The following is a 26,563-nucleotide window of genomic DNA, read 5'->3' on the forward strand; positions in this document are numbered from 1 at the left end:
AATACAGGGCTCAGGCGGCGAGCTAAAACTGTCCAACTTTCGGGGGGCAGTCCACTCCAGCGTGGGAATGCCTTTCGTGACGCTCCGCGTCACAGATCTACGCCGCGCCACCTGCTCAAGGTAGGACGCAGAGCGTCCAGAACGGCATGCCCACGCGGAGCATCGGCACAATGGTGTTCATGCGGACACCTGCAGGCGGATCAGAGCATCAGTTTGATGACGTGTTCGGAAGGGTCGCGGGACTTGCCGGATTTTTCGAGTTCCTGCAGGTAGTCTTCCCACAGCGAAGCCTGCCGTGTGGCCAGTTCGTACAGGTATTCCCAGGTAAACAGGCCGCTGTCATGGCCGTCATCGAAAGTGAGTTTCAGCGCATATTGCCCGGCGGGCTCGACCTTGGTCAGGCCGACTCCCAGTTTGCCGAATTGCAGGATCGGCCGGCCGTGGCCCTGAACTTCGGCAGAAGGGGAATGCACCCGCAGAAATTCGGCGGGCAAATGGTATTCCTCATCCGGCGCGTATTTCAGCGTCAGGGTCTTGGAGGCTTTATGCAGTTGGATGGCGGTTGGGAGCATTGAGAACAGCCTCAAGTTTTAAGCTGCAAGCTTCAAGCAGAAGCAAAAAAGCTGCAAGCGTGAACAACCGCTTGCAGCTTGCAGCTAATAGCTTGCAGCTTCAGAGAATATAACGCGACAGGTCTTCGTTTTCTGCCAGGTCACCCAAGTGACTATTGACGTATTCCGCGTCGATCTCGATCGGCGCTGCGTCAGGGCTGATGGCCAGGTCACCGGCGCTGAACGAGACTTCCTCGAGCAGGCGCTCAAGCAGCGTGTGCAGGCGGCGGGCGCCGATGTTCTCGGTCTTCTCGTTGACCTGCCAGGCGATCTCGGCCAGACGCTTGATGCCTTCAGGCTTGAACTCGATCTTCAGGCCTTCGGTCTTGAGCAGCTCGCGGTACTGTTCGGTCAACGACGCATGCGGCTCGCTGAGGATGCGCTCGAAGTCCTGCGGCGACAGCGCCTTGAGTTCGACGCGGATCGGCAGACGGCCTTGCAGCTCGGGGACCAGATCACTCGGCTTGCTCAAATGGAACGCGCCCGAGGCGATAAACAGGATGTGGTCGGTCTTGACCATGCCCAGTTTGGTGTTCACGGTGCAGCCTTCGATCAGCGGCAGCAGGTCGCGCTGCACGCCTTCACGGGACACGTCGACACCGCCCGAATTACCACGCTTGGCCACCTTGTCGATTTCGTCGATGAACACGATGCCGTGTTGTTCGACCGCTTCCAGCGCCTTGGCTTTCAGCTCTTCTTCATTGACCAGACGGCCCGCTTCTTCTTCGCGTACCAGCTTGAGCGCTTCCTTGACCTTGAGTTTGCGGCTCTTGGTCTTGCCCTTGCCCATGTTGGCAAACAGGCTCTGCAACTGATTGGTCATCTCCTCCATGCCAGGCGGCGCGGAGATATCGACACCAACGGCTTCGTTGATCTCGATCTCGATTTCCTTATCATCCAGCTGGCCTTCGCGCAGACGCTTGCGGAACAGCTGACGGGTATTGGAATCGCTGCTCTGCGCCGGGTCTTCGTTGAAGCCGACCCGGGCCGGTGGCAGCAGGGCGTCGAGAATGCGCTCTTCGGCAGCATCTTCGGCACGGTGACGCACCTTGACGATTTCCTGTTCGCGCAGCAGCTTGATCGCGGCATCGGCCAGATCACGGATGATCGACTCTACATCACGACCCACATAACCCACTTCGGTGAATTTGGTGGCTTCGACCTTGATGAACGGCGCGTTGGCGAGTTTGGCCAGACGACGGGCGATTTCGGTTTTGCCGACACCGGTCGGACCGATCATCAGAATGTTCTTGGGGGTTACTTCAACACGCAGCTCTTCCGGCAACTGCATGCGGCGCCAGCGATTGCGCAGGGCAATGGCCACGGCGCGCTTGGCATCGTCCTGGCCGATAATATGGCGGTTGAGTTCATGGACGATTTCGCGGGGAGTCATTGACATGGTTATTCACGGTCCTCTGGTACGGTCAAGTCGATGGGGCCGCAAGATGTGCGGCCCGGCAGCGGCTTAGCCGGCGAGGTCCTGCTCCTCAATGGTGATGTTGTGGTTGGTGAACACGCAAATGTCGCCGGCGATATGCAGGGAAGTCTCGGCAATTTCGCGGGCCGACAGGTCGGTCTTGAGCAGCAGGGCGCGTGCCGCGGCCTGAGCGAATGCGCCGCCGGAGCCCATGGCGATCAGTCCGTCCTCGGGCTCGACCACGTCACCGTTGCCGGTGATGATCAGCGAGGCGTCCTTGTTGGCGACGGCCAGCATGGCTTCGAGGCGGCTCAGTGAGCGATCGGTGCGCCAGTCCTTGGCCAGTTCGACGGCTGCACGAACCAGATGCCCCTGGTGTTTTTCCAGTTGGGCCTCGAAGCGTTCGAACAGCGTGAATGCATCGGCGGTCGCGCCAGCGAATCCGGCGATCACTTCACCGTGATACAGGCGGCGTACCTTTTTGGCGTTGCCTTTCATGACGGTGTTGCCCAGAGAAACCTGGCCGTCGCCAGCCATGACGACTTTACCGTGGCGGCGCACTGAAACGATGGTGGTCAAGGGAGAGTCTCCACACTGCGGGGCGAAAATGCCCTGATGCAAACTCATATGGGGGTGTGGGTGAGTATTTCAACCTTGGGGATGAATCGGGGGGGAATGACCGTATGATTCTTGTCCCAACCCTATAAGCGGACCGGGCGACGCTTCGTTTGTCCGCGATCTCCCGGTTTTTGTAGCGGACAGAAGGCCGTTTTGATTCTGCCCAACGGGCGTAGGAGCGGACTTGTCCGCGATGGGCTGCGAAGCGGCCCCCAAACAGGCTGCCTCGGCTGGGTCTGATACACCGATGCGGCTGGTTTTGCTGCCGGTTCCCGGCAGATCGCGGACAAGTCCGCTCCTACGCCCTTCGGGCAGAAGCTCCGTTCTCCGTACTCATCGAAAACACGCGATGAGCACGGAAACAGCGGCGCTTTGGCTAGCGGCTCTGGCGCTGTTGCAACAACAGGTTACTAAATCCGCCGCTTGCCAGTTGTTTCTGGGCAGTGGTCAGTTGTTCGCGGTTGCTGAACGGGCCGACCAGTACGCGATACCAGGTTTCATCCTTGACGGTGCCCGACTCGACGGTAGAGGTCTGGCCCAGCAGGATGATTTGCGCGCGGACCTTCTCGGCGTCAGCCTGTTTGCGGAACGAGCCCGCCTGCAGGAAGAACGTCGTCACCGCTGCCGGCTTGGTGGTCGCAACCGGTGGCGCCGGCGGAGGCGTCAGGCCGCTGAGGGCTGCCTGGGCACGTGCCGTGTCGATCTTGGCTGCCTGTTCCGGCGAGACCGGTGCTGTCGGTGCCACAGGCGGCGGGGTTTTCTCCGGCACGGCCTCGTTCGGCACGATCACTTCCGATTCCGGCAGCAATGTGTAGAAGTCGTACTTGGGTTTGACCGGCGCCGTAGGGCTTGGCGGTGTCTTGTTCGCTTCGGCGATCTTTGCAGCCTTGGCGTCTGCCCTGACCCGCTTGACGTCATCGCCACCGGGTTCGAGCTTCATCAAAAAGACCACGAATGCGCCCACGGTCAAGCCAATCGCCAGCCACAACCATCCTGGAATCGGCTTCTTCGCGGGTGCCTGGTAACGGCTGGCGCCCCGCTTGGGTGCCGGTTTCTTCTTCGCAACTGCCAACTTACATACGCTCCAGAGTTTCCAGACCCAACAGGTCCAGGCCTTGCTTGAGGGTGCGGCCGGTCAGTGCAGCCAGGCGCAGACGGCTCTGTTGCTGATCGGGGTTTTCCGCACCAAGGATCGGGCAGTTTTCGTAAAAGCTCGAAAACAGACCCGCAAGGTCATACAGGTAAGCACAAAGTACGTGCGGTGTGCCTTTTTCTGCGACGTTGTTCAGTGTTTCGGTGAACTGCGCCAGACGTGCGGCCAGTTCCTGTTCCTGCGGCGCTGCGAGGACGATCTGGCCCTTGCTGGCGTCAAACGCGCTGCCCAGCTTGCGGAACACGCCGGCCACACGGGTGTAGGCGTACAGCAGATAGGGCGCGGTGTTGCCTTCGAAACTGAGCATCTGATCGAAGTTGAAGCTGTAATCGCTGGCGCGGTGCTTGGACAGGTCGGCGTATTTCACCGCACTGATGCCCACGGCCTTGGCAATGCTGCGCAATTCCGCTTCGGCGACTTCCGGGTTCTTTTCCTTGACCAGCGTGTAGGCACGTTCTTCGGCTTCATCAAGCAGGTCGATGAGCTTGACCGTACCGCCATCACGGGTCTTGAACGGGCGGCCGTCGGCGCCGTTCATGGTGCCGAAGCCCATGTGTTCGAGCTGCATGCCGTCATGCACGAAACCGGCGCGGCGCGCCACTTCGAACACCTGCTGGAAGTGCAGGGCCTGACGCTGGTCGACGAAATACAGTACGCGATCGGCCTTGAGCACCTTGCTGCGATAGCGGATCGCTGCCAGGTCGGTGGTGGCATACAGATAACCGCCACCGGCCTTCTGCACGATGACCGGCAACGGCGTGTCATCGGCGGTGCGGAATTCTTCGAGAAACACGCATTGTGCGCCATTGCTCTCGACCAGCAGGCCCGTGGCTTTCAGGTCGTTGACGACATTGGCCAGGTCATCGTTATAGGCGCTTTCGCCCATCACGTCGGCCGGGGTCAGCTTGACGTTGAGGCGCTCGTAGGTCTCCTGGCAGTGCGACAGCGAGATGTCCTTGAAACGCGTCCACAGCGCCAGGCATTCGGCATCGCCGGCCTGCAGCTTGACCACCAGGCCACGGGCACGCTCGGCGAACTCTTCGGACTCGTCAAAGCGCTGCTTGGCGGCGCGGTAGAAGTTTTCCAGGTCGGACAGCTCGTCGCTGGTCGCCGGCTTTTCCTGCAGATAGGCCAGCAGCATGCCGAACTGGGTGCCCCAGTCGCCCACGTGGTTCTGGCGAATGACCGTGTCACCGAGAAACTCGAGAACGTTCGCTACGCCGTCGCCAATAATGGTCGAGCGCAGGTGCCCAACGTGCATTTCCTTGGCCAGATTGGGTGCCGACAGATCGACCACCACGCGCTGTGCAGCGCCCGCCTTGCGGACCGACAGTTTTTCCGGGTCGGCCAAGGCAGCGTCGAGGCGTGCGGCGAGCGCGGCGGTGTTCTGGAAGAAGTTCAGGAAGCCCGGCCCGGCAATTTCGACCTTGCTGATCTGCTCGTCGGCCGGGAGTGCGGCGATCAGTTTTTCAGCCAGATCGCGCGGTTTCATGCCGGCAGGCTTGGCGAGCATCATCGCGATATTGCTGGCGAAGTCGCCGTGCGTCTTGTCGCGGGCGTTTTCCACCTGAATCGCCGGCGTCAGCCCTTCTGGCAAGACGCCCTCGGTGACGAGACGGGTCAGGGCTTGTTGAATCAGCTGGCGAATCGTGTCTTTCATGGTGCTCTCTTCGACCGCAAGCGCGGTGGCGCTTCGATGCGCGGGTGGAAAAACTCTGCATTATCCGTTGCTCAAGCCTGCTTGCCAACGGCGTGACTTAATAAAGATCCACGGGATCCACATCCAGCGACCATCTGACCTGTCGACCGCTGGGCATTTGCTCCAGCGCGAGCAGCCAGGTGGCAAGCAATTTATGCAGTGGCGCGCGGGCGCTGGACTGCACCAGCAGTTGCGCGCGATAACGCCCGGCGCGGCGTTCCATCGGGGCCGGAACCGGGCCCAGCAGCTCTATGCCGCCCAGCGCCATTTGCGCAACCAGTTGCTCGGCATCGCTGCAGGCCTGATCGAGAAAGGCCTCGGCCTGTCCCGGCTTGTGCGCTTCGGCGCGCAGCAGTGCGAGGTGTGAAAACGGTGGCAGACCCGCTGAACGGCGCTCGCTCAAGGCCTGTTCGGCAAAGGCGAAATAACCCTGTTCGGTCAGCTGGATCAGCAACGGATGGTCGGCCAGGTGGGTCTGGATGATCACCTTGCCAGGCTCTTCGGCGCGCCCGGCACGGCCTGCCACCTGCACGATCAGTTGCGCCATGCGCTCGCTGGCGCGGAAGTCGCCGGAAAACAGCCCGCCGTCGGCGTCCAGAATCGAGACCAGGGTGACCCGGGGAAAGTGATGGCCCTTGGCGAGCATTTGCGTGCCGACCAGAATGCACGGCTGACCGCGCTGGATCGTCGTGAACAGCTGGTTCATGGCGTCCTTGCGCGACGTGCTGTCGCGATCGACACGCAGCACGGGGTAGTCCGGAAACAGAATCGCCAGGCGTTCTTCGGCGCGCTCGGTGCCGGCGCCTACCGGGCGCAAATCCACCTTGCCGCACGACGGGCACTGCCGCGGTACGCGCTCGACATACCCGCAGTGATGGCAGCGCAGTTCGCCCGAGCGCTGGTGCACGGTCATGCGTGCATCGCAGCGTTGGCAGCCGGACATCCAGCCGCAGTCGTGGCACAGCAAGGTTGGCGCAAAGCCGCGACGGTTGAGGAACACCAAAACCTGCTGGCCTGCCGCGAGCGTCTGGCCGATGGCCTGCTGCATGGGCCCGGAGATGCCGCTGTCCAGCGGTCGGCTCTTGACGTCCAGGCGCATGAAACGCGGCTGTTGTGCGCCGCCCGCGCGCTGATTCAGGCGCAACAGGCCATAGCGGCCGGTGTAGGCGTTGTGCAGGCTTTCCAGGGACGGCGTGGCCGAGCCCAGGACAATCGGAATGTTTTCCTGACGCGCCCGCACCAGTGCCAGATCGCGGGCGTGATAGCGCAGACCTTCCTGCTGTTTATAGGAACCGTCGTGTTCTTCGTCGATGATGATCAGGCCGGGGTTTTTCATCGGCGTGAACAGCGCCGAACGCGTGCCGATGATGATGTCCGCCTCGCCATCGCGAGCCGCCAGCCAGGCGTCCAGCCGTTCGCGGTCGTTGACCGCCGAGTGGACCAGCGCAATGCGCGCATTGAAGCGCTGCTCGAAGCGCGCCAGGGTCTGCGGGCCGAGGTTGATTTCCGGGATCAGCACCAGCGCCTGCTTGCCGGCTTCGAGGGTTTCGCGGATCAGTTGCAGATAGACTTCGGTCTTGCCGCTGCCGGTGACACCGGCCAGCAGAAACGCATGAAAGCTGTCGAATCCGGCGCGGATCGCTTCGTAAGCGGCGCGTTGTTCGGTGTTGAGTGGCAATTCAGGCTGGGCCAGCCAGTGTTCATGGCGTGCGCTGGGCGCATGGCTGCGGACCTCGACGTACACCAGCTCCTTGGCCAGCAACAGGTTGAGGCTGTCCCTGTTAAGCATTAGCTTGCTGAGCAGTTGATGCGCCACTCCGTGCGGGTGCTGGGCAAGGGTGGTCAGGGCTTCGCGCTGCTTGGGCGCGCGGGCGATGCGCGGATCGTCGACGCTGGCACCCGGGGCCACATGCCAGAAGCGCTCCTGGCGACTTTCGGCCAGTTCGCCCTGACGCAGCAGCACCGGCAAGGCCCAGCTCAGTGTGTCTCCGAGGCTGTGCTGGTAGTACTGCGAGGTCCACAGGCACAGCTTGAACAGTGCGGGCGGCAGCGGCGCTTCACTGTCGAGCAGGGCGATAGCCGGCTTCAGCTTGTCGGCGGGTACTTCGCTGTGATCGACCACTTCCACCAGAATGCCGATCATTTCCCGACGTCCGAACGGCACTCGCAGACGCATGCCCGGCTGCAAGGCGCTGCGCGACACGCCCGCGGGGGCGCGGTAGTCGAACAGGCGGCGAAGCGGCGAGGGCAGGGCAAGGCGCAGGATGGCGTCGGGCACGCGGTGTTTCCCTGTGGTGATAAGTGATGACGGATGCGCGATCTTAGCAGACGACCGGTGTGAAGGTTCGCTTGCGTCGTTGCAATTGTCTGGTACTATCCGCAGCCTATTTCCGTGCGGTATTCAACAATAGTGTTGGGTGGCGGCGCGTTAGACCGAGGAAGTACCGATGAAAGCTGATATCCATCCAGTTTACGAAGCCATTGACGCTACCTGCAGCTGCGGCAATGTCATCAAGACCCGTTCCACCCTGGCCGCTCCTCTGAGCCTGGACGTGTGCAACGAGTGCCACCCGTTCTACACCGGCAAGCAGAAGATGCTTGACGTTGGCGGCCGTGTCGACAAGTTCAAATCCCGTTTCGGTGCGTTCGGCGCAACCAAAGCGAAGTAAGACTGGCTGCCCTATGGGCATCTCCAGGCTGCTTGAAAAGGCGCTCCTTGTGGGCGTCTTTTTTATGCCCGCGATTTGGGTGTCCGCTGCGCAGGCCTTCTGCCCCGCACCTGCCTCGTTGCCGATTGCACAGGTGCAGCGTGTGGTCGACGGCGACACGTTAAAGCTGACCGATGGCCGCAGTGTGCGGATGATCGGGCTCAATACGCCTGAAACCGGCAGGAAAGGCCGGTCGGCCGAACCGTTTGCCGAGGCGGCGAAAAAGCGCTTGCAGACGCTGGTGAATGAAAGCGGCGGCAAGGTCAGGCTGCGTATCGGCCAGCAGGGCAAGGATCATTACGGTCGCACGCTGGCCAACGTCTATGACCGTAAGGGCGCCAACCTCGAGGCGCAGTTGCTGAGTGAAGGTCTGGGCTATCTGGTGGCCGTTGCGCCCAATGTCAGGCTGGTCGCTTGCCAGCAGGGCGCGGAGCGTCAGGCACGTCAGGCGCGGCTGGGTGTGTGGCGCAATTCGCCGGTGCAGTCCTCGACCCGGCTGAGCAAAGGCGGGTTCGCGATTGTGTCCGGTCAGGTCAGGCGTGTGCAGCGCAATCGCGGCGGTATCTGGATCGAGTTGCAGGGCTCGCTGGTCCTGCGTGTCGCGCCTGCCCACCTGAATGCGTTCGATACGGCGATGCTCCAGCGCCTCGAAGGGCAGCAGGTCGAAGCGCGTGGCTGGGTAGTCGACCGCTCCCGGCGCGCGGGCCTGAAAGCCGGGCAGTCCCGCTGGCTGCTGCCACTGACCCATCCCGCCATGCTGAGCCCTCCCCGCCGTTAGAAGCGCCCTCCAGGCCAGTGATCCGACGAGCGTGACCGAGTGTTCACGTATCAGGCCTCTAAGCCTGTGCCTATTGACAGCAGTGACTGGCCAGTCTTGTTAGGACTATGCATCTTGCGTATCCTCGGCGGTCCGTCTGTCCCACAGTAAAAAAAGCGGAATCCAATACATGTCAGATCTGAAAACTGCCGCGCTCGAATACCATGCCAATCCTCGTCCGGGGAAGCTGAGCGTCGAACTCACCAAGCCGACCGCAACCGCTCGTGACCTGGCTCTGGCCTACAGCCCTGGCGTTGCTGAACCCGTGCGTGAAATTGCCCGTGACCCCGAGCTGGCTTACAAGTACACCGGCAAAGGCAATCTGGTAGCAGTTATTTCTGATGGCACCGCGATTCTCGGCCTCGGCGATCTGGGGCCATTGGCTTCCAAGCCGGTCATGGAAGGTAAGGGCGTTCTGTTCAAGCGCTTCGCCGGTATCGACGTTTTCGATATCGAAGTCGATTCCGAAAGCCCGCAGGCGTTCATCGACACCGTCAAGCGTATCTCCATCACCTTCGGTGGCATCAACCTGGAAGACATCAAGGCGCCTGAGTGCTTTGAAATCGAGAAGGCGCTGATCGAACAGTGCGACATCCCGGTTTTCCATGATGACCAGCACGGCACCGCTATCGTGACGGCGGCCGGCATGATCAACGCACTGGAAATCGTCGGCAAGACCCTCGAATCGGCGAAGATCGTCTGCCTGGGCGCTGGCGCTGCAGCCATCTCCTGCATGAAGCTGCTGGTGAGCATGGGCGCGAAGATCGAAAACATCTTCATGGTCGACCGTACCGGCGTTATCCACTCCGGCCGTACCGACCTGAACCAGTACAAGGCTGCATTCGCTCACGCTACCGAGAAGCGCTCGCTGACCGATGCACTGGATGGCGCTGACGTATTCGTAGGCCTGTCCGGCCCTAACCTGCTGAGCGCTGAAAACCTCAAGCTGATGGCCAAGGACCCGATCGTGTTCGCTTGCTCGAACCCTGATCCGGAAATCTCCCCGGAACTGGCTCACGCCACGCGCAGCGATGTGATCATGGCCACTGGCCGTTCGGACTACCCGAACCAGGTCAACAACGTGCTGGGCTTCCCGTTCATCTTCCGTGGTGCTCTGGACGTTCGCGCCAAGCGCATCAACGAAGAAATGAAAATCGCTGCGGCCAACGCCTTGCGCGAACTGGCCAAGCTGCCTGTGCCACAGGAAGTCAGCGACGCCTACGGCGGCATCAAACTGGAATTCGGTCGTGAGTACATCATCCCGAAACCAATGGATACGCGCCTGCTGGGCCTGATCGCCGATGCAGTGGCCAAGGCCGCCATCGAAAGCGGCGTTGCCACCCTGCCTTATCCGAAGCACTACCCGCTGACCAGCGTGGATGACGTGTTCAAGGGCTGATCCCTGAGCCAATAAAAAACCCCTGCAGCGATGCAGGGGTTTTTTTATGCCTTGGATACCCTGCACTTGTGGGGCATTTTCGGGATTGAACTGGCCTCTTCGCGAGCAAGCTCGCTCCCACGGGACCTGCGTATAACCGTCAGGGCGGAGCATGGGCACGATGGTGATCTGACTGACGACTATCGTTCCTCACGCTCCAGCGTGGCAATGCCTTTCGTGACGCTCCGCGTCACAAGCCTGCGCAGTGCTATCAGAACAAATCGATTGGCGCGGACTCATCTGCCGGTAACGGGCTGCCCGGTGCACTGCTGCCGCCCAGTTCGTTGACGCTTGGCGGTGTGTCTTCGCTTTTGAACAGCTCGAAGAATGCGTTCGGCGTGCTTGGCGTAGCGGCGCGGCCACTCAATGGGTCGACGCGCAGGCTGAGAATGCCTGGCGGTTCGGCCTGTTGATGCGGCGGCTTGTCCTTGAGCGCAGCGCTCATGTAGTCCATCCAGATCGGCAGCGAGACCGTCCCGCCGAATTCGTGACGGCCAAGGCTTTCAGGCTGATCGAAACCACTCCACACCGTCGTCACGTAGTCTGCGTTATACCCGGAGAACCAGGCATCCTTGGAATCGTTGGTGGTACCGGTCTTGCCGGCGATGTCCGGTCTGTTCATGGACAGCGCGCGGCGCCCGGTGCCGCGCTTGATCACGTCCTGCAGCATGCTGTTCAGAATGTACGTGGTGCGGCCATCGACAATGCGCTCGGCAACGGCAGGCGCTTGCGGCTGGGCTGGTGCGCCCGGTGGACCCGCAACCACGCTCGGGCTGTCATGTACCGCAAAGGTCGAAGTATTGGGCGCGGTATTGACGTCATTGGCCGGAACGCTTGGCGGGTTGGCGACAAACAGGGTCTGGCCGTCACGGTTCTCGATGGTCTGGATCAGATAAGGGCTGACCTTGTAACCGCCGTTGGCGAAGGTCGCCCAGCCGGTGGCGATTTCCATCGGGGTCAGTGTCGCCGTACCCAGTGCCAGCGACAGGTTGCGCGGCAAGTCCTGCTTGGAGAAGCCGAAGCGGGTGATGTAGTCGATGGTGCTGTCGATGCCGAGGGCCTGAAGCAAGCGGATCGATACCAGGTTACGAGATTTGTACAGCGCCTCGCGCAGGCGGATCGGCCCGAGGAAGGTGTTGGTGTCATTTTTCGGACGCCATACCTTGTCCAGGTATTCGTCGACAAAGACGATAGGCGCGTCGTTCACCAGGCTGGAAGCGGTGTAGCCGTTATCCAGCGCCGCGCTGTAGATGAACGGCTTGAAGCTGGAGCCCGGTTGACGTTTGGCCTGCATGGCACGGTTGTAGTTGCTCTGCTCGAACGCGAAGCCGCCGACCAGCGCACGAATGGCACCGTTCTGCGGATCAAGCGATACTAGTGCGCTCTGCGCGACGGGAATTTGACTGAATTTCAGCGAGCCATCGTCCTGGCGCAGCAGACGAACCAGGTCGCCGACCTTGGCAACGTCACCCGGCTGCTTCGGATTGGCGCCCAGGCTGTTGGTATTCAGGTAAGGCCGCGCCCACTTCATGGTGGCCCAGTCTACGGTTTCTTCCTTCTCGCCGTTGTGGGTCAGAACGCGCAGACCGGTCTTGTCAACCTGGGTCACGATGCCGGGCTCGAGGCCGTTGATCATGCGCTGCCTGGTCAGTTCCTGTACCCAGTTGGCGCGGGTCATGCCCGGGAAACGGCTTTCCGGACCACGGTAGCCGTGGCGCTGGTCATAATCGATCAAGCCTTGCTGGATGGACTTGTTGGCGTGTTCCTGAAGGTCGCTCGGCACCGTCGTGGTGACGCGGAAGCCTTCTGTGTAGGCCTCGCTGCCATAGCGGCCGACCATTTCTGCCCGCGCCATTTCAGCGATGTACGGCGCATTCACTTCCGGCGTCGGCACGTGATAGCTGGCGTTGAGCGGTTCGTTCAGCGCTGCCTGGTAAGCGGCCTGGTCGATCTTGCCCAGACGATACATGCGGCCGAGGATCCAGTCGCGACGTTCCTTGGCACGGGTCGGGTTGGCCAACGGGTTGAAGCGTGACGGTGCCTTGGGCAGACCGGCAATCATGGCCATTTGCGCAAGGCTTACATCGCGAATCGATTTGCCATAGTAGACTTGCGCCGCTGCCTCGATCCCGTAGGCGCGGTTACCCAGATAAATCTTGTTGACGTACAGCTCGAGAATCTCGTCCTTGGTAAGTTGGCGCTCGATTTGCAAGGCCAACAGGATCTCGGTGGTTTTGCGCGAAAAGCTGCGCTCGCTGGTCAGGAAGAAGTTTTTCGCGACCTGCATGGTGATGGTACTGCCGCCTGACTGGATATGGCCGCTCTTGACCAGTTGAGTGGCGGCGCGCATCAGGCTGCCCGGGTCGACGCCGTAGTGGTTGGCGAAGTTGTCGTCTTCGGCCGACAGCAGTGCGTTGATGAAATTGGGCGGGATTTCCGCGAAGCGAATCGGCGTGCGGCGCATTTCACCGAACTCGGCAATCAGCTTGCCGTCGCTGGTGAACACGCGCAGGGGGATTTGCAGTTGAATGCTTCGCAGCGCGTCAACGGAGGGCAGGGTCGGGCTCAGGTAAAGAAACGCGCCGCTCAGGCCAAGCAACAGCGAGCAGAATACCGCGACGAGGGACCACCAGAAAAACTTCAGCAGGCGTATCAAGGCTTTTGGATTTCCAGAAAAAATAATGGGTTAAGCGCAGGCATTTACAAATGAACATGCCTTGAAGCTTTGTTAAATGAAAAAAACGCTGGGCATTATAAGCATTTTTCGTCCCCACGCGTGATTTGCGCTACTGTCAAGGCTGTCGACAGTGACGTTGGCCCGAAATAACTCCGTAAGTGACGGAAACTCATAGGAATCAGGTTGTGTTCGAACTCTTCAGTAAGAAGGCCAACACCCTTCTAGGGATCGATATTAGCTCCACCTCGGTAAAACTCCTGGAATTGAGTCGTTCCGGCACCCGTTACAAGGTCGAGTCTTACGCAGTAGAGCCGTTGCCGGCCAACGCTGTCGTCGAAAAGAACATTGCCGAACTCGAAGGGGTCGGGCAGGCGTTGTCTCGCGTGCTCGCCAAGGCCAAGACCAGCGTCAAGAACGTGGCGGTTGCCGTGGCCGGTTCGGCGGTGATCACCAAGACCATCGAGATGGACGCCGGTCTTTCCGACGATGACATGGAAAACCAGCTCAAGCTTGAAGCTGACCAGTACATCCCCTATCCGCTGGAAGAAGTCGCTATCGATTTCGAAGTGCAGGGCTATTCGGTGCGCAATCCCGAGCGCGTCGAGGTGTTGCTGGCTGCTTGCCGCAAGGAGAACGTCGAAGTGCGCGAGGCCGCCCTGGCGCTGGCCGGGCTGACCGCGCGCGTGGTCGATGTCGAGGCCTACGCGCTTGAGCGCTCGTTCGGACTGCTGGCCGCGCAACTGGGCAACGGTCATGACGAGCTGACGGTGGCCGTGGTCGATATCGGCGCCACCATGACCACCCTGAGCGTGCTGCATCATGGCCGGATCATTTATACCCGCGAGCAGCTGTTTGGCGGGCGCCAGCTGACTGACGAAATTCAGCGCCGCTACGGGCTCTCCATGGAGGAAGCCGGGCTTGCCAAGAAGCAGGGCGGCTTGCCCGACGACTACGTCAGCGAGGTGCTCGACCCCTTCAAGGAAGCGCTGGTGCAGCAGGTTTCCCGCTCCCTGCAGTTCTTCTTTGCGGCCGGTCAATACAACTCCGTGGATCACATCATGCTGGCAGGCGGCACGGCTTCGATTTCAGGGCTGGAGCATCTGATCCAGCGGCGCATCGGCACTCCGACCATGGTCGCCAACCCGTTTGCCGACATGGCCCTGAGTTCCAAGGTCAATGCCGGCGCCCTGGCCAGTGATGCGCCGGCGCTGATGATCGCGTGTGGCCTGGCGTTGAGGAGTTTCGACTGATGGCGCGGATCAACTTATTACCGTGGCGCGAAGAGCTTCGCGAAGAACGAAAGAAACGCTTCCTGACTGCCTTGGTCGGCGTGTTGGTGGTATCAGTCGGCATTCTGTTTCTGATCGATCGGTACGTCAGCAACGCCCTCGAGCATCAGATGGCGCGCAATGCGTTTCTGCAGACACAGATTGCCCAGCTCGATATCCGCATCAAGGAGATCAGTGATCTCAAGGCCCGTCGCAAGCAACTGCTCGAGCGCATGAAGATCATTCAGGACCTGCAAGGCAACCGCCCGATCACCGGGCGCGTCTTCGATCAACTGGCGCGGACCCTGCCGGATGGCGTCTATTACTCGCAGGTCAAAATGACCGACAAGCTGATCGCCATCAATGGTGCTGCCGAGTCGAACAACCGGGTTTCCGACCTGATGCGTAATCTTGAAGCTTCCGACTGGCTGGAAGCGCCGAGCCTGACCGAGGTCAAGGCCACGACCGCCGGTGCTGTGGATCAGGCCAACGTCTTTCAGTTGACCGTACGCCAGACCCAGCCACCGGTTGCCGCTGCCGCAGGAGCCAAGCCATGAATATGTCCGAATGGCTGGAAGGGCTGCGCAAGGTCGATCTGAGTGAACTGGACCTGAACAACCTCGGCTCATGGCCTGCGGCGATCAAGGCCATTGCCGGGGTGCTGGTCGCGGTCATGATTTTCGCTCTGGGCTATTTCTTCTTTATCCAGGATCTGGAAACCCAGCTGGAAAGCGCGCAGGGCAGCGAGGTGACGCTCAAGGAGCAGTTCTCCAACAAGGCCTTCCAGGCGGCCAACCTCGAGCCGTACAAGAAGCAGATGGAAGAAATGGAAAACACCTTCGGTGCCCTGCTGCGGCAATTGCCCAGCGACACCGAAGTGCCTGGGCTGCTTGAGGACATCACCCGCACCGGACTGGGAAGCGGGCTCGAGTTCGAGGAAATCAAGCTGCTGCCCGAGGCGGCCCAGCAGTTCTACATCGAGCTGCCGATACAGATCACCGTGGTCGGTGGTTATCACGACCTGGCGACCTTCGTCAGCGGCGTCGCCAGCCTGCCGCGCATCGTCACGCTGCATGATTTCGAAATCAAGCCGGTCGATCCCAAGGTGCCGACCAAGTTGCGCATGAGCATTCTGGCCAAGACCTACCGCTACAACGATGAAGGGCTGAAGAAATGAGGGCGGCGCGATTGCTGTGCGTCAGTGTGGTTCTGGCAGGGCTGGCCGGTTGCGGTAATGACAATGATTTTGCCGATCTTTCTGAATTCATGGATCAGGCCAGAGCCCGCCCGAGTGGCAACATCGAGCCGCTGCCCAAGTTTCGGCCGTATGAGGCGTTCACCTACAACGCCTCCACGCTGCGCAGTCCTTTTCAGCCGCCGGTCAAGATCGACCTGCTCAACCGCCAGAAGGGGTCACGGCTGGTGGCGCCGGACGAACACCGGGTCAAACAGTTCCTTGAAGGCTTCAATATCGAGTCGTTCGAGATGGTCGGCACGATGGGCAACGAGTCAGGGACATTCGCCCTGCTGCGCGGTGCCGGAGGTGTTCATCGCGTCAAGGTGGGCGACTACCTGGGGCGTAACAACGGCCGGGTAGTGTCGATCGGCGACGCGCAGGTTGATGTCATCGAAATTGTTCCTGATGGAGAGGGGGCGTGGCTGGAAAGGCCGCGCACGATCGCCCTCAAAGAACGCTCATGAAGTGGGCAAGGCCAAGTATGCACAGTAGCGCTCAACGGAAATTGATCATGACCCGGATTCTCTCGATTATCGGCGTGTCGTTATGCATCGCGATGCTGTCGCCGGTTCTCCAGGCTGCCAACCTCAAGACCCTGGATGTCGCCGCCCTGCCGGGTGACCGCATCGAGCTGAAGCTGGCATTCGACGCCCCGGTGCCTGCACCGCGCGGTTACACCACCTCGCAACCGGCGCGCATTGCGCTGGACCTGCCGGGTGTTACCAGCCAGCTGGCGACCAAAAGTCGTGACCTGGGCACCGGCAATGCGCGCAGTGTGGTCGTGGTACAGGCTCAGGACCGTACCCGGGTGATCATCAACCTGACCACGCTTTCGCCGTACAGCTCCCGCGTCGATGGCAACAACCTGTTCGTGGTCATCGGCCAGGGTGCCGGCGCCGCGCAAGCCTCCCAGCCGACCACCGCGATGGGCGCGCAACGGGTCGCGGTGCCACCGCCCACACCGGCATCCGCCAAGCCGTTCATCCCCGCTGGCGTCAAGGCCATCAGGAATGTCGACTTTCAGCGTGGCGAGCTGGGTGAAGGCAATGTGGTCATTGACCTGAGCAACCCCAGCATTGCCCCGGATATTCAGGAGCAGGGCGGCAAGATCCGCGTGGACTTCGCCAAGACCCAGCTGCCCGAACCGCTGCGCGTCCGCCTGGACGTCAAGGACTTCGCCACGCCGGTGCAGTTCGTCAGTGCTTCGGCGACAGGTGACAAGGCCAGCATTCTGATCGAGCCGTCGGGCGCCTTCGACTACTCGGCGTTCCAGACCGAAAACAAGCTGACGATCAGCGTGCGCCCGTTGACCAACGAGGATCTGGACCGCCGCGCTGCCGACAAGCCGGTGTACACCGGTGAAAAGCTGTCGCTGAACTTCCAGGACATCGATGTGCGTTCGGTGCTGCAGCTGATTGCCGACTTCACCAACCTCAATCTGGTGGCCAGTGATACGGTCCAGGGCGGTATCACCCTGCGTCTGCAGAATGTGCCATGGGATCAGGCGCTGGATCTGGTGCTGAAAACCAAGGGCCTGGACAAGCGCAAGGTTGGCAACGTTCTGCTGGTCGCACCAGCCGATGAAATTGCCGCCCGTGAGCGTCAGGAGCTGGAATCGCTCAAACAGATCGCCGAGCTGGCGCCCCTGCGCCGCGAACTGCTGCAGGTCAATTACGCCAAGGCAGCCGACATCGCCAAGCTGTTCCAGTCCGTGACCAGCGCCGAGTCCAAGGCCGACGAGCGCGGCTCGATCACGGTGGACGACCGGACCAACAACATCATTGCCTACCAGACCCAGGAACGACTCGACGAACTGCGTCGTATCGTGTCGCAACTGGACATCCCGGTACGCCAGGTGATGATCGAGGCGCGCATCGTCGAGGCCAACGTCGATTACAACAAGCAGCTCGGGGTACGCTGGGGCGGGTCTACCAACACCAGCGGCAGCGGCAAATGGACAACCTACGGGCTGGATAATAACGGCGACGAGGCCGGTAACACTGGCAGCAGTGTGACCTCCAACGTGCCGTTCGTGGACCTGGGCGCTGCTGATGCGACGACCGGCATAGGCCTGGGCTTCGTGACCAACAACACGCTGCTGGACCTTGAGCTGAGTGCCATGGAGAAAACCGGTAACGGTGAAATCGTCTCCCAGCCCAAGGTGGTCACTTCCGACAAGGAAACCGCCAAGATCCTCAAGGGCACGGAGATCCCGTATCAGGAATCCAGCTCCAGCGGTGCGACCACCGTGAGCTTCAAGGAAGCTTCCCTGTCGCTTGAAGTGACGCCGCAGATCACGCCGGACAACCGCATCATCATGGAAGTGAAGGTCACCAAGGACGAGCCGGACTACCTGAATGCGGTACTGGGCGTACCGCCCATCAAGAAGAACGAGGTCAACGCCAAGGTGCTGATTTCCGACGGCGAAACCATCGTCATCGGTGGTGTGTTCTCGAATACGCAAAGTAAAGTTGTCGATAAAGTGCCATTTCTTGGCGATGTACCGTATCTTGGCCGGCTTTTCAGGCGCGATGTGGTATCCGAGTCCAAATCCGAGCTGTTGGTATTTTTGACTCCGCGTATCATGAACAACCAGGCGATTTCTGTGAGTCGTTGATTTTGTGCGAAATTTAATACTTGTGGGGCCGATGGGTGCTGGCAAGAGCACCATCGGCCGTTTGCTTGCCAAAGAATTGCGACTGCCGTTCAAGGATTCCGACAAGGAAATCGAGCTGCGTACGGGCGCCAATATTCCCTGGATCTTCGACAAAGAAGGCGAACCGGGTTTTCGTGATCGCGAGCAGGCCATGATTGCCGAGCTGTGCGCCGCCGATGGCGTGGTTCTGGCGACCGGCGGTGGTGCGGTCATGCGCAGCGAAAATCGCCATGCACTGCGCGCCGGCGGGCGCGTGGTTTATCTGCACGCCTCGATCGAGCAACAGGTGGGGCGCACCGCGCGTGATCGCAATCGGCCTTTGCTGCGTACCGCCGATCCTGCCCGGGTACTGAGCGAGTTGCTGGCCATCCGTGACCCGTTTTATCGGGAAATCGCCGATATCGTGATTGAAACCGATGAGCGGCCGCCCCGAATGGTGGTTCTTGAGATACTGGCGCGACTGGCAGAGCTTCCTCCCCGTTAAAGCGCAGGCGAAAATGCGCTATTCTCGACGCCCGGAAAACAGCGACGGTGCATGGCCTTGCGTCATGACCTGCTGAAGCACAAACCGTCCAATCGGTAATCAATGTGGGGACACATGCAGACACTTAAGGTCGAGCTTGGTGAGCGTAGCTACCCGATCCATATTGGCGAAGGCCTGCTGGATCAGCCAGAGCTCCTGGCCCCGCATATCGTCGGGCGCCAGGTAGCTATCGTTTCCAACACGACAGTGGCACCGCTGTACCTGGAACGCCTGACGCAAACCCTGGCCGGTTACAACGTTCTGCCGATTGTTCTGCCCGATGGCGAGGCGTTCAAGAACTGGGAGACCCTGCAGACCATTTTCGATGGCCTGCTGACCGCCCGTCATGATCGTCGTACCACGGTCATCGCCTTGGGTGGCGGGGTGATCGGCGACATGGCCGGGTTCGCTGCCGCCTGCTATCAGCGTGGCGTGAACTTCATCCAGATCCCGACCACGCTGCTGTCTCAGGTGGACTCGTCGGTCGGCGGCAAGACCGGCATCAACCACCCGCTGGGCAAGAACATGGTCGGTGCCTTCTATCAGCCGAGTGTGGTGCTGATCGATACCGCATCGCTCAATACCCTGCCCGAGCGTGAGCTGTCCGCCGGGCTGGCGGAAGTCATCAAGTACGGCCTGATCTGCGACGAACCCTTTCTGACCTGGCTCGAAGAGCACGTCGATGCACTGCGCGGGCTGGACCAGGCGGCGCTGACCGTGGCCATCGAACGTTCCTGCGCCGCCAAGGCGCTGGTGGTCGGCGCCGATGAGCGCGAGTCCGGTGTTCGTGCGACATTGAACCTGGGTCACACATTCGGGCACGCCATCGAGACGCATATGGGCTATGGTGTCTGGCTGCATGGCGAGGCGGTTGCTGCCGGTACGGTCATGGCGCTGGAAATGTCCTCGCGCCTGGGCTGGATCAGCACGCAGGAGCGGGATCGCGGCATTCGCCTGTTTCAGCGTGCCGGGCTGCCGGTCGTGCCGCCGCAGGACATGACGCAAGACAATTTCCTCGAACACATGGCGATCGACAAGAAAGTCATCGACGGTCGCTTGCGTCTGGTGCTGTTGCGCCGGATGGGTGAAGCGGTTATCACGGACGAATATCCAAAAGAAGTATTACAGGCCACTCTGGTTGCGGATTATCGCGCCCTGGTGGATCAGCTCAGAGGTTAACGGAAACCCCATGACTAGTTTGCATGCCGACGAGGCCTTCCTCGGCCATTATCAGTTGAGTCATGACCCCTTTGCGGCGCGGGTACCTGGCTTCAAATTCTTTCCTGCCCAACGCAAGCCTGTGCTGGGTCAGCTTCATCATCTGGCGCGCTACAGCCAGTTGCTGCTGGCGGTCACCGGGCCTCAGGGCAGCGGCAAGACCCTGCTGCGCCAGGCGTTGGTGGCGAGTACCAACAAGCAGTCGGTGCAAAGTGTCGTGATTTCTGCGCGCGGTGCCGGCGATGCTGCGGGCGTGCTGCAGCAGGTCGCGCAGGCGCTGAGCGTCGCCCAGGCTGAAATGCAGTCGATCCTGTCGCAGGTCGTGCAGCTCGGGCTGACCGGTCAGGAAGTCTACCTGCTGGTTGACGATGCGGAACAACTTGGCGATTCGGCGCTCGAAGCGTTGCTGGGTCTTGCTGCGGGAACGCCTGAAGGGCGTCCGCATGTATTCCTGTTTGGAGAGCCATCGCTGCTCGATCGTCTCGATCAGATGTGTGCCGACCTGCAGGGCGATGTCGAAGGCGAACGCTTTCACGTCATCGAGCTGCAACCCTATACGGAAGAGGAAACCCGGGAGTATCTGGCTCAGCGTCTGGAGGGTGCAGGGCAGGGAATCGCGTTGTTCACCGCCGACCAGATCACCGATATTCATGAACAGTCCGATGGCTGGCCTGGCGCAATCAACCAGGTAGCCCGCGATTCAATGATCGAGGCGATGATCGCGAGTCGTTCCGCGGTCAAGCGTCCAAGTGTGGGGTTCAAAATGCCGAAAAAACACGTATTGGCCTTGGGTGCCGTTGTCATAGTGGCCGTGGCAGCAGCCGTGCTGATCCCGGGTCGCGGCGACAAGACGGGTACACCCGCCAATGCCCCGGCTTCCGCTCAGGCGCAGCTGCCGCTGGGCGAAGGCAAGCCAACTGCTCAACAATCGAACAACGGCAGCCCGGCCATCGAATTCGCTGGCAATTCCCAGCCGATGCCGTTGCCGATGAATGGCAACCAACCGGTGATGCGCGGTCCTCTGGCCGAAGCCGCCGGTTCCAGTGATTCCGACGAAGACGCCGTGCCGACAGGTTCGCCTGCCCAGCCGCCGACCGTGACCACTACTGCGCCTCCAGCCGGTGTTCCGGCAGGTCAGGCAGGTCAGGCCGCAGCGCAGACGCCTCGTTCGTCCATCCCTGCGCCGACACCTGCACCTGCACCTGCGCCAGCGGCCAAGCCGGCACCTGCGCAGACTCAGGTTGCTACGGCCAAGCCTGCCCCGGCTCCGGCTGCCAAACCGGCTGAAAAACCGGCAGCGGCCGCCGCCAAACCGGCTGCCGGCGGTAACTGGTACAGCAGCCAGGCACCAGGCCACTACGTGGTGCAGATTCTCGGCACCAGCTCCGAAGCGACGGCCCAGGCCTACGTTGCAGAGCAGGGTGGCGAGTATCGTTATTTCAAGAAAACCCTGCAGGGCAAGCCGCTGTACGTTGTGACGTACGGCAACTTTCCTGACCGCGCTGCCGCCCTGGCAGCCATCAAGGTATTGCCAGCCAAGGTTCAGGCTGGTAAACCTTGGCCTCGTACTGTCGCCAGCGTCCAACAAGAGCTCGGCGCCACTCGTTGAAGTCGCAGCGGCCCTACCCGGGCCGTTTGCCGACCTGCCTGACTTAACCCGCCTGCGCGCGCGGCCTATCGGCCCGCGCCTTGCGGCGTCTGCGTTACAAGCGCCTTACAGTCTCCCGTCGCGTCAGTCAGATTCATGAAGAAATACTTTGACTAGCACAGCGACCCGTTTTAAAACTTTCATAATTGCGACATTGATTATCAGCCAGTCGTCGTTAAATTTGTGAGCCCTTGTGTCGCTGTGTACAATGACCTCCGTTTTGCCTGTCCGAAGCTGGCGCACGTTCGGCGTGACAGGCAATTGGTTGAATTAAAAGGAAATTTGCCTCGCATAGAGGCAGCCTGGTGAGAAAGTGTCTATGAAAGCAGGTCTGTACCAACCAGATGAATTCAAGGATAACTGCGGCTTCGGCCTGATCGCTCATATGCAGGGCGAGCCCAGTCATCACCTGTTGCAGACGGCCGTTCAGGCCCTGACCTGCATGACCCACCGTGGCGGTATCAACGCCGACGGCAAGACCGGCGACGGTTGCGGTCTGTTGATTCAGAAGCCCGATGGCTTCCTGCGTGCGATTGCCAAGCAACACTTCGACGTCGATCTGCCCCGCCAATATGCTGTGGGCATGGTGTTCCTCAATCAGGACGACGCCAAGGCCGACGCCGCACGCGAAAACATGAACCGTGAAATCCTCGCCGAAGGCCTGGATCTGGTGGGCTGGCGTCAGGTGCCGATCGATACCAGCGTTCTGGGTCGCCTGGCGCTGGAGCGCCTGCCGAAAATCGAGCAGGTATTCATTGGCGGTGAGGGCCTGAGCGATCAGGAGTTCGCCATCAAACTGTTCAGTGCGCGTCGCCGCTCGTCGGTGTCCAACGCCGCCGATACCGATCACTACATCTGCAGCTTTTCGCACAAGACCATCATTTATAAAGGCCTGATGATGCCGGCCGACCTCACGGCCTTCTTCCCGGACCTGAGCGACGAGCGTCTGCAGACCGCTATCTGCGTGTTCCACCAGCGCTTTTCCACCAATACCCTGCCGAAATGGCCGCTGGCGCAGCCGTTCCGTTTTCTCGCCCACAACGGCGAGATCAACACCATCACCGGCAACCGCAACTGGGCGCAGGCGCGGCGCACCAAGTTCACCAACGATCTGATGGACCTGGACGAGCTGGGCCCGCTGGTCAACCGCGTGGGTTCTGACTCGTCGAGCATGGACAACATGCTCGAGCTGATGGTCACCGGCGGCATCGACCTGTTCCGTGGCGTGCGCATGATCATTCCGCCTGCGTGGCAGAACGTCGAGACCATGGACCCGGATCTGCGGGCGTTCTATGAGTACAACTCCATGCACATGGAGCCGTGGGACGGTCCTGCGGGCGTGGTCATGACCGAAGGTCGTCATGCGGTCTGCCTGCTCGACCGCAACGGCCTGCGCCCGGCGCGCTGGGTCACGACCAGGAACGGCTACATCACCCTGGCGTCGGAAATCGGCGTGTGGGATTACAAACCCGAAGATGTCATCGCCAAGGGCCGTGTCGGTCCGGGGCAGATCTTTGCCGTGGACACCGAAACCGGTCAGATCCTCGACACCGATGCCATCGACAACCGCCTCAAGTCGCGTCACCCGTACAAGCAATGGCTGCGCAAGAATGCCCTGCGCATTCAGGCCACCATGGAAGACAACGACCACGGTTCGGCTTTTTACGACAGCGAGCAGCTCAAGCAGTACATGAAAATGTACCAGGTCACGTTCGAAGAGCGTGATCAGGTACTGCGCCCACTGGGCGAGCAGGGGCAGGAAGCCGTAGGCTCGATGGGTGATGACACGCCAATGGCCGTGCTGTCGCGTCGTGTGCGCTCGCCTTACGATTACTTCCGTCAGCAATTCGCGCAGGTGACCAACCCGCCGATCGACCCGCTGCGCGAAGCCATCGTCATGTCGCTGGAAATCTGCCTCGGTGCCGAGCGCAATATTTTCCAGGAGTCGCCGGAGCACGCCTCGCGCGTGATTCTCAGCTCGCCGGTCATTTCGCCAGCCAAATGGCGCTCGCTGATGAACCTGGAGCGTCCAGGGTTCGAACGCCATATCATTGACCTGAACTACGATGAAAGCCTGGGCCTTGAAGCCGCTGTGCGCAACGTTGCCGATCAGGCCGAAGAGGCCGTGCGTTCCGGTCATACGCTGATCGTGCTGAGCGACCGACACATTGCGCCGGGCAAACTGCCGGTGCACGCCTCGCTGGCGGTCGGCGCGGTTCACCACCGTCTGACCGAACAGGGTCTGCGCTGCGACAGCAACATCCTGGTCGAAACCGCGACGGCGCGTGACCCGCACCATTTCGCCGTGTTGATCGGCTTCGGCGCCTCGGCGGTCTATCCGTTCCTGGCCTACGAAGTGCTGGGCGACCTGATCCGTACCGGCGAAGTGCTGGGCGATCTGTACGAAGTCTTCAAGAACTACCGCAAAGGCATCACCAAGGGCCTGCTCAAGATCCTCTCGAAGATGGGCATCTCGACCGTTGCGTCCTACCGTGGCGCACAATTGTTCGAAGCCATCGGTCTGTCCGAGGAAGTCTGCGACATGAGCTTCCGCGGCGTGCCGAGCCGCCTGAAGGGCGCGCGCTTCGTCGACATCGAAGCCGAACAGAAGGCGCTGGCTGCCGAAGCCTGGAGCCCGCGCAAGCCGATCCAGCAAGGCGGCCTGCTCAAGTTCGTGTTTGGTGGCGAATACCATGCCTACAACCCGGACGTGGTCAGCACCCTGCAGGCTGCCGTGCAGCAGGGTGACTACAGCAAGTTCAAGGAATACACCTCGCTGGTGGACCAGCGTCCGGTGTCGATGATTCGTGACCTGCTGCAGGTCAGGACAATCGATCAGCCGCTGAACATCGACGAAATCGAGCCGCTGAGCGAAATCCTCAAGCGCTTCGACTCGGCCGGTATTTCTCTGGGTGCCTTGTCGCCCGAGGCCCACGAAGCGCTGGCCGAGGCGATGAACCGCCTGGGCGCGCGCTCCAACTCCGGTGAGGGTGGCGAAGACCCGGCCCGTTACGGCACGGTGCGCAGTTCCAAGATCAAGCAGATTGCGACGGGCCGCTTTGGCGTCACGCCCGAGTATCTGGTCAATGCCGATGTGCTGCAGATCAAGGTCGCGCAGGGCGCCAAGCCGGGCGAGGGCGGGCAACTGCCGGGTGGCAAGGTCAATGGCCTGATCGCCAAGCTGCGTTATGCGGTACCGGGCGTGACGCTGATTTCGCCGCCGCCGCACCACGACATCTATTCCATCGAAGACTTGTCGCAGCTGATTTTTGACCTGAAACAGGTCAACCCGGCGGCGCTGGTGTCGGTCAAGCTGGTGGCAGAAGCGGGCGTCGGTACCATTGCCGCCGGTGTCGCCAAGGCCTATGCCGACCTGATCACCATTTCCGGTTACGACGGCGGCACCGGTGCATCGCCACTGACCTCGATCAAATACGCCGGCGCACCGTGGGAGCTGGGGCTGGCCGAAACCCACCAGACCCTGCGTGGCAACGACCTGCGCGGCAAGGTTCGGGTACAGACCGACGGTGGTCTGAAAACCGGCCTGGACGTGATCAAGGCCGCCATTCTCGGGGCCGAAAGCTTCGGTTTCGGCACCGCGCCGATGATCGCGCTGGGCTGCAAATACCTGCGTATCTGCCACCTGAACAACTGCGCCACCGGCGTAGCGACTCAGAACGAAAAGCTGCGCAAGGACCACTACATCGGCACTGTCGACATGGTGATCAACTTCTTCACCTACGTGGCAGAAGAAACCCGCGAGTGGCTGGCCAGGCTGGGTGTTCGCTCGCTGGAAGAGCTGATCGGCCGTACCGACCTGCTGGACATCCTGCCGGGCGAAACCGAGAAGCAGCAGCATCTGGACCTGACACCGTTGCTGGGCAGCGACCATATTCCGGCCGACAAACCGCAGTTCAGCCAGGTGGATCGCAACCCGCCGTTCGACAAGGGCCTGCTGGCCGAGAAGATGGTGGAGATGGCCAAGCCGGCCATCGAGTCGCTCAGCGGCGGCGACTACGAACTGGATATCTGCAACTGCGACCGTTCCATCGGCGCGCGCATCTCTGGTGAAATCGCCAGACTGCACGGCAATCAGGGCATGAACAAGGCACCTGTCACCTTCCGCTTCAAGGGCACTGCCGGTCAGAGCTTCGGCGTGTGGAACGCCGGTGGCCTGAACATGTACCTGGAAGGCGATGCCAACGACTACGTCGGCAAGGGCATGACCGCTGGCAAGCTGGTGATCGTGCCGCCCAAGGGCAGCCCGTTCAAGACCAACGAAAGCGCGATTATCGGCAACACCTGCCTGTACGGCGCAACTGGCGGCAAGCTGTTTGCGGCAGGTACGGCAGGCGAGCGTTTCGCCGTGCGTAACTCAGGTGCCCACACCGTCGTTGAAGGCACTGGCGATCATTGCTGCGAATACATGACGGGTGGTTTCGTCTGCGTACTGGGCAAGACCGGCTACAACTTCGGTTCCGGCATGACCGGCGGTTTCGCCTACGTGCTCGACATGGACAACACCTTCGTTGACCTCGTCAACCATGAACTGGTCGAGATCCAGCGTATCAGCGGCGAATCGATGGAGGCTTACCGCACTCACCTGCAAAGCGTCCTGAATGAATACGTCGCGGAAACCGACAGCGAATGGGGCCGCAATATCGCGGAAAACCTGGACGACTACCTGCGTCGTTTCTGGCTGGTCAAGCCCAAGGCTGCCAACCTGAAATCGCTGCTGTCCAGCACTCGGGCGAATCCGCAGTAAAAGCAGCTGCTAGCGGTTAGCTTCAAGCCGCAAGTTTGCCACCCTGTGAATTGAACTGAATTGATTTCTTGCAGCTTGAGCTTGTCGCTTGAAGCTGCCGCAAAGAGGCT

The 26,563-nt window shown here is 60.9% G+C and carries 19 protein-coding genes; 12 read left to right on the forward strand and 7 right to left on the reverse strand.

Features of this window, described 5'->3' with window-relative positions:
• Positions 1-200: 200 nt before the first annotated feature.
• The 6 genes from QRN50_RS17450 to QRN50_RS17475 all read right to left on the reverse strand — a co-directional run bounded on the left by QRN50_RS17450 (position 201) and on the right by QRN50_RS17475 (position 7,776).
• A complete protein-coding gene (locus QRN50_RS17450) occupies positions 201-572 on the reverse strand; it encodes a gamma-butyrobetaine hydroxylase family protein (RefSeq protein WP_003403059.1) in 372 nt (123 codons plus the stop codon).
• A 100-nt stretch (positions 573-672) separates the two neighbouring features.
• On the reverse strand, positions 673-2,010 hold the full coding sequence (gene hslU, locus QRN50_RS17455) for an ATP-dependent protease ATPase subunit HslU (RefSeq protein ID WP_003316641.1): 1,338 nt from the start codon (positions 2,008-2,010) through the stop codon (positions 673-675).
• Positions 2,011-2,076: 66 nt separating this feature from the next.
• Entirely contained in the window at positions 2,077-2,607 is a 531-nt protein-coding gene (hslV, locus tag QRN50_RS17460) for an ATP-dependent protease subunit HslV (protein ID WP_003392345.1), read from the reverse strand.
• 415 nt (positions 2,608-3,022) lie between these two features.
• Entirely contained in the window at positions 3,023-3,718 is a 696-nt protein-coding gene (locus QRN50_RS17465; RefSeq protein ID WP_003403056.1) for an SPOR domain-containing protein, read from the reverse strand.
• Position 3,719: 1 nt separating this feature from the next.
• On the reverse strand, positions 3,720-5,459 hold the full coding sequence (argS, locus tag QRN50_RS17470) for an arginine--tRNA ligase (RefSeq protein ID WP_003403053.1): 1,740 nt from the start codon (positions 5,457-5,459) through the stop codon (positions 3,720-3,722).
• Positions 5,460-5,556: 97 nt separating this feature from the next.
• A complete protein-coding gene (locus tag QRN50_RS17475; protein ID WP_003403050.1) occupies positions 5,557-7,776 on the reverse strand; it encodes a primosomal protein N' in 2,220 nt (739 codons plus the stop codon).
• Positions 7,777-7,945: 169 nt separating this feature from the next.
• Between QRN50_RS17475 and rpmE the strand changes: the two genes are divergently transcribed.
• The 3 genes from rpmE to QRN50_RS17490 all read left to right on the forward strand — a co-directional run bounded on the left by rpmE (position 7,946) and on the right by QRN50_RS17490 (position 10,422).
• Entirely contained in the window at positions 7,946-8,167 is a 222-nt protein-coding gene (gene rpmE / locus QRN50_RS17480) for a 50S ribosomal protein L31 (RefSeq protein WP_003403048.1), read from the forward strand.
• Positions 8,168-8,180: 13 nt separating this feature from the next.
• Positions 8,181-8,984 (forward strand): thermonuclease family protein, encoded by an 804-nt coding sequence (locus tag QRN50_RS17485; RefSeq protein ID WP_024650769.1) that lies wholly within the window; start codon positions 8,181-8,183, stop codon positions 8,982-8,984.
• 169 nt (positions 8,985-9,153) lie between these two features.
• Positions 9,154-10,422, forward strand: coding sequence for a malic enzyme-like NAD(P)-binding protein (locus QRN50_RS17490; protein ID WP_011266374.1), 1,269 nt, complete (start codon positions 9,154-9,156; stop codon positions 10,420-10,422).
• 250 nt (positions 10,423-10,672) lie between these two features.
• Here QRN50_RS17490 and QRN50_RS17495 read toward each other — a convergent pair whose 3' ends face one another.
• A complete protein-coding gene (locus tag QRN50_RS17495) occupies positions 10,673-13,114 on the reverse strand; it encodes a penicillin-binding protein 1A (RefSeq protein WP_370661161.1) in 2,442 nt (813 codons plus the stop codon).
• A 209-nt stretch (positions 13,115-13,323) separates the two neighbouring features.
• On the opposite strand from QRN50_RS17495, the gene QRN50_RS17500 reads away from it, so the two are divergent.
• From QRN50_RS17500 to gltB, 9 genes are all read left to right on the forward strand, one after another.
• Entirely contained in the window at positions 13,324-14,388 is a 1,065-nt protein-coding gene (locus QRN50_RS17500) for a pilus assembly protein PilM (RefSeq protein ID WP_003403040.1), read from the forward strand.
• Positions 14,388-14,963: a PilN domain-containing protein gene (locus QRN50_RS17505; RefSeq protein ID WP_003403038.1), complete on the forward strand. Its 576-nt coding sequence runs from the start codon at positions 14,388-14,390 to the stop codon at positions 14,961-14,963. Before QRN50_RS17500 ends, QRN50_RS17505 begins: the two co-directional genes overlap by 1 nt.
• Positions 14,960-15,583, forward strand: coding sequence for a type 4a pilus biogenesis protein PilO (pilO, locus tag QRN50_RS17510; RefSeq protein ID WP_003403037.1), 624 nt, complete (start codon positions 14,960-14,962; stop codon positions 15,581-15,583). Before QRN50_RS17505 ends, pilO begins: the two co-directional genes overlap by 4 nt.
• Positions 15,580-16,107, forward strand: coding sequence for a type 4a pilus biogenesis lipoprotein PilP (gene pilP, locus QRN50_RS17515; RefSeq protein ID WP_024651857.1), 528 nt, complete (start codon positions 15,580-15,582; stop codon positions 16,105-16,107). Before pilO ends, pilP begins: the two co-directional genes overlap by 4 nt.
• A 47-nt stretch (positions 16,108-16,154) precedes the next feature.
• Positions 16,155-18,260, forward strand: a complete 2,106-nt coding sequence (locus QRN50_RS17520) for a type IV pilus secretin PilQ (protein ID WP_003403035.1) — start codon at positions 16,155-16,157, stop codon at positions 18,258-18,260.
• Between the two features lie 4 nt (positions 18,261-18,264).
• Entirely contained in the window at positions 18,265-18,783 is a 519-nt protein-coding gene (gene aroK, locus QRN50_RS17525) for a shikimate kinase AroK (protein ID WP_011266378.1), read from the forward strand.
• Positions 18,784-18,897: 114 nt separating this feature from the next.
• Positions 18,898-20,001 (forward strand): 3-dehydroquinate synthase, encoded by a 1,104-nt coding sequence (gene aroB / locus QRN50_RS17530; protein ID WP_096127307.1) that lies wholly within the window; start codon positions 18,898-18,900, stop codon positions 19,999-20,001.
• A gap of 10 nt (positions 20,002-20,011) precedes the next feature.
• Positions 20,012-21,649, forward strand: coding sequence for an SPOR domain-containing protein (locus QRN50_RS17535; RefSeq protein ID WP_096127306.1), 1,638 nt, complete (start codon positions 20,012-20,014; stop codon positions 21,647-21,649).
• A 358-nt stretch (positions 21,650-22,007) separates the two neighbouring features.
• A complete protein-coding gene (gene gltB, locus QRN50_RS17540; protein WP_053275636.1) occupies positions 22,008-26,453 on the forward strand; it encodes a glutamate synthase large subunit in 4,446 nt (1,481 codons plus the stop codon).
• Positions 26,454-26,563 lie beyond the last annotated feature (110 nt).

Source organism: Pseudomonas sp. MEJ108, assembly GCF_030208985.1.
In the GTDB taxonomy this organism is placed as follows: domain Bacteria; phylum Pseudomonadota; class Gammaproteobacteria; order Pseudomonadales; family Pseudomonadaceae; genus Aquipseudomonas; species Aquipseudomonas fragariae.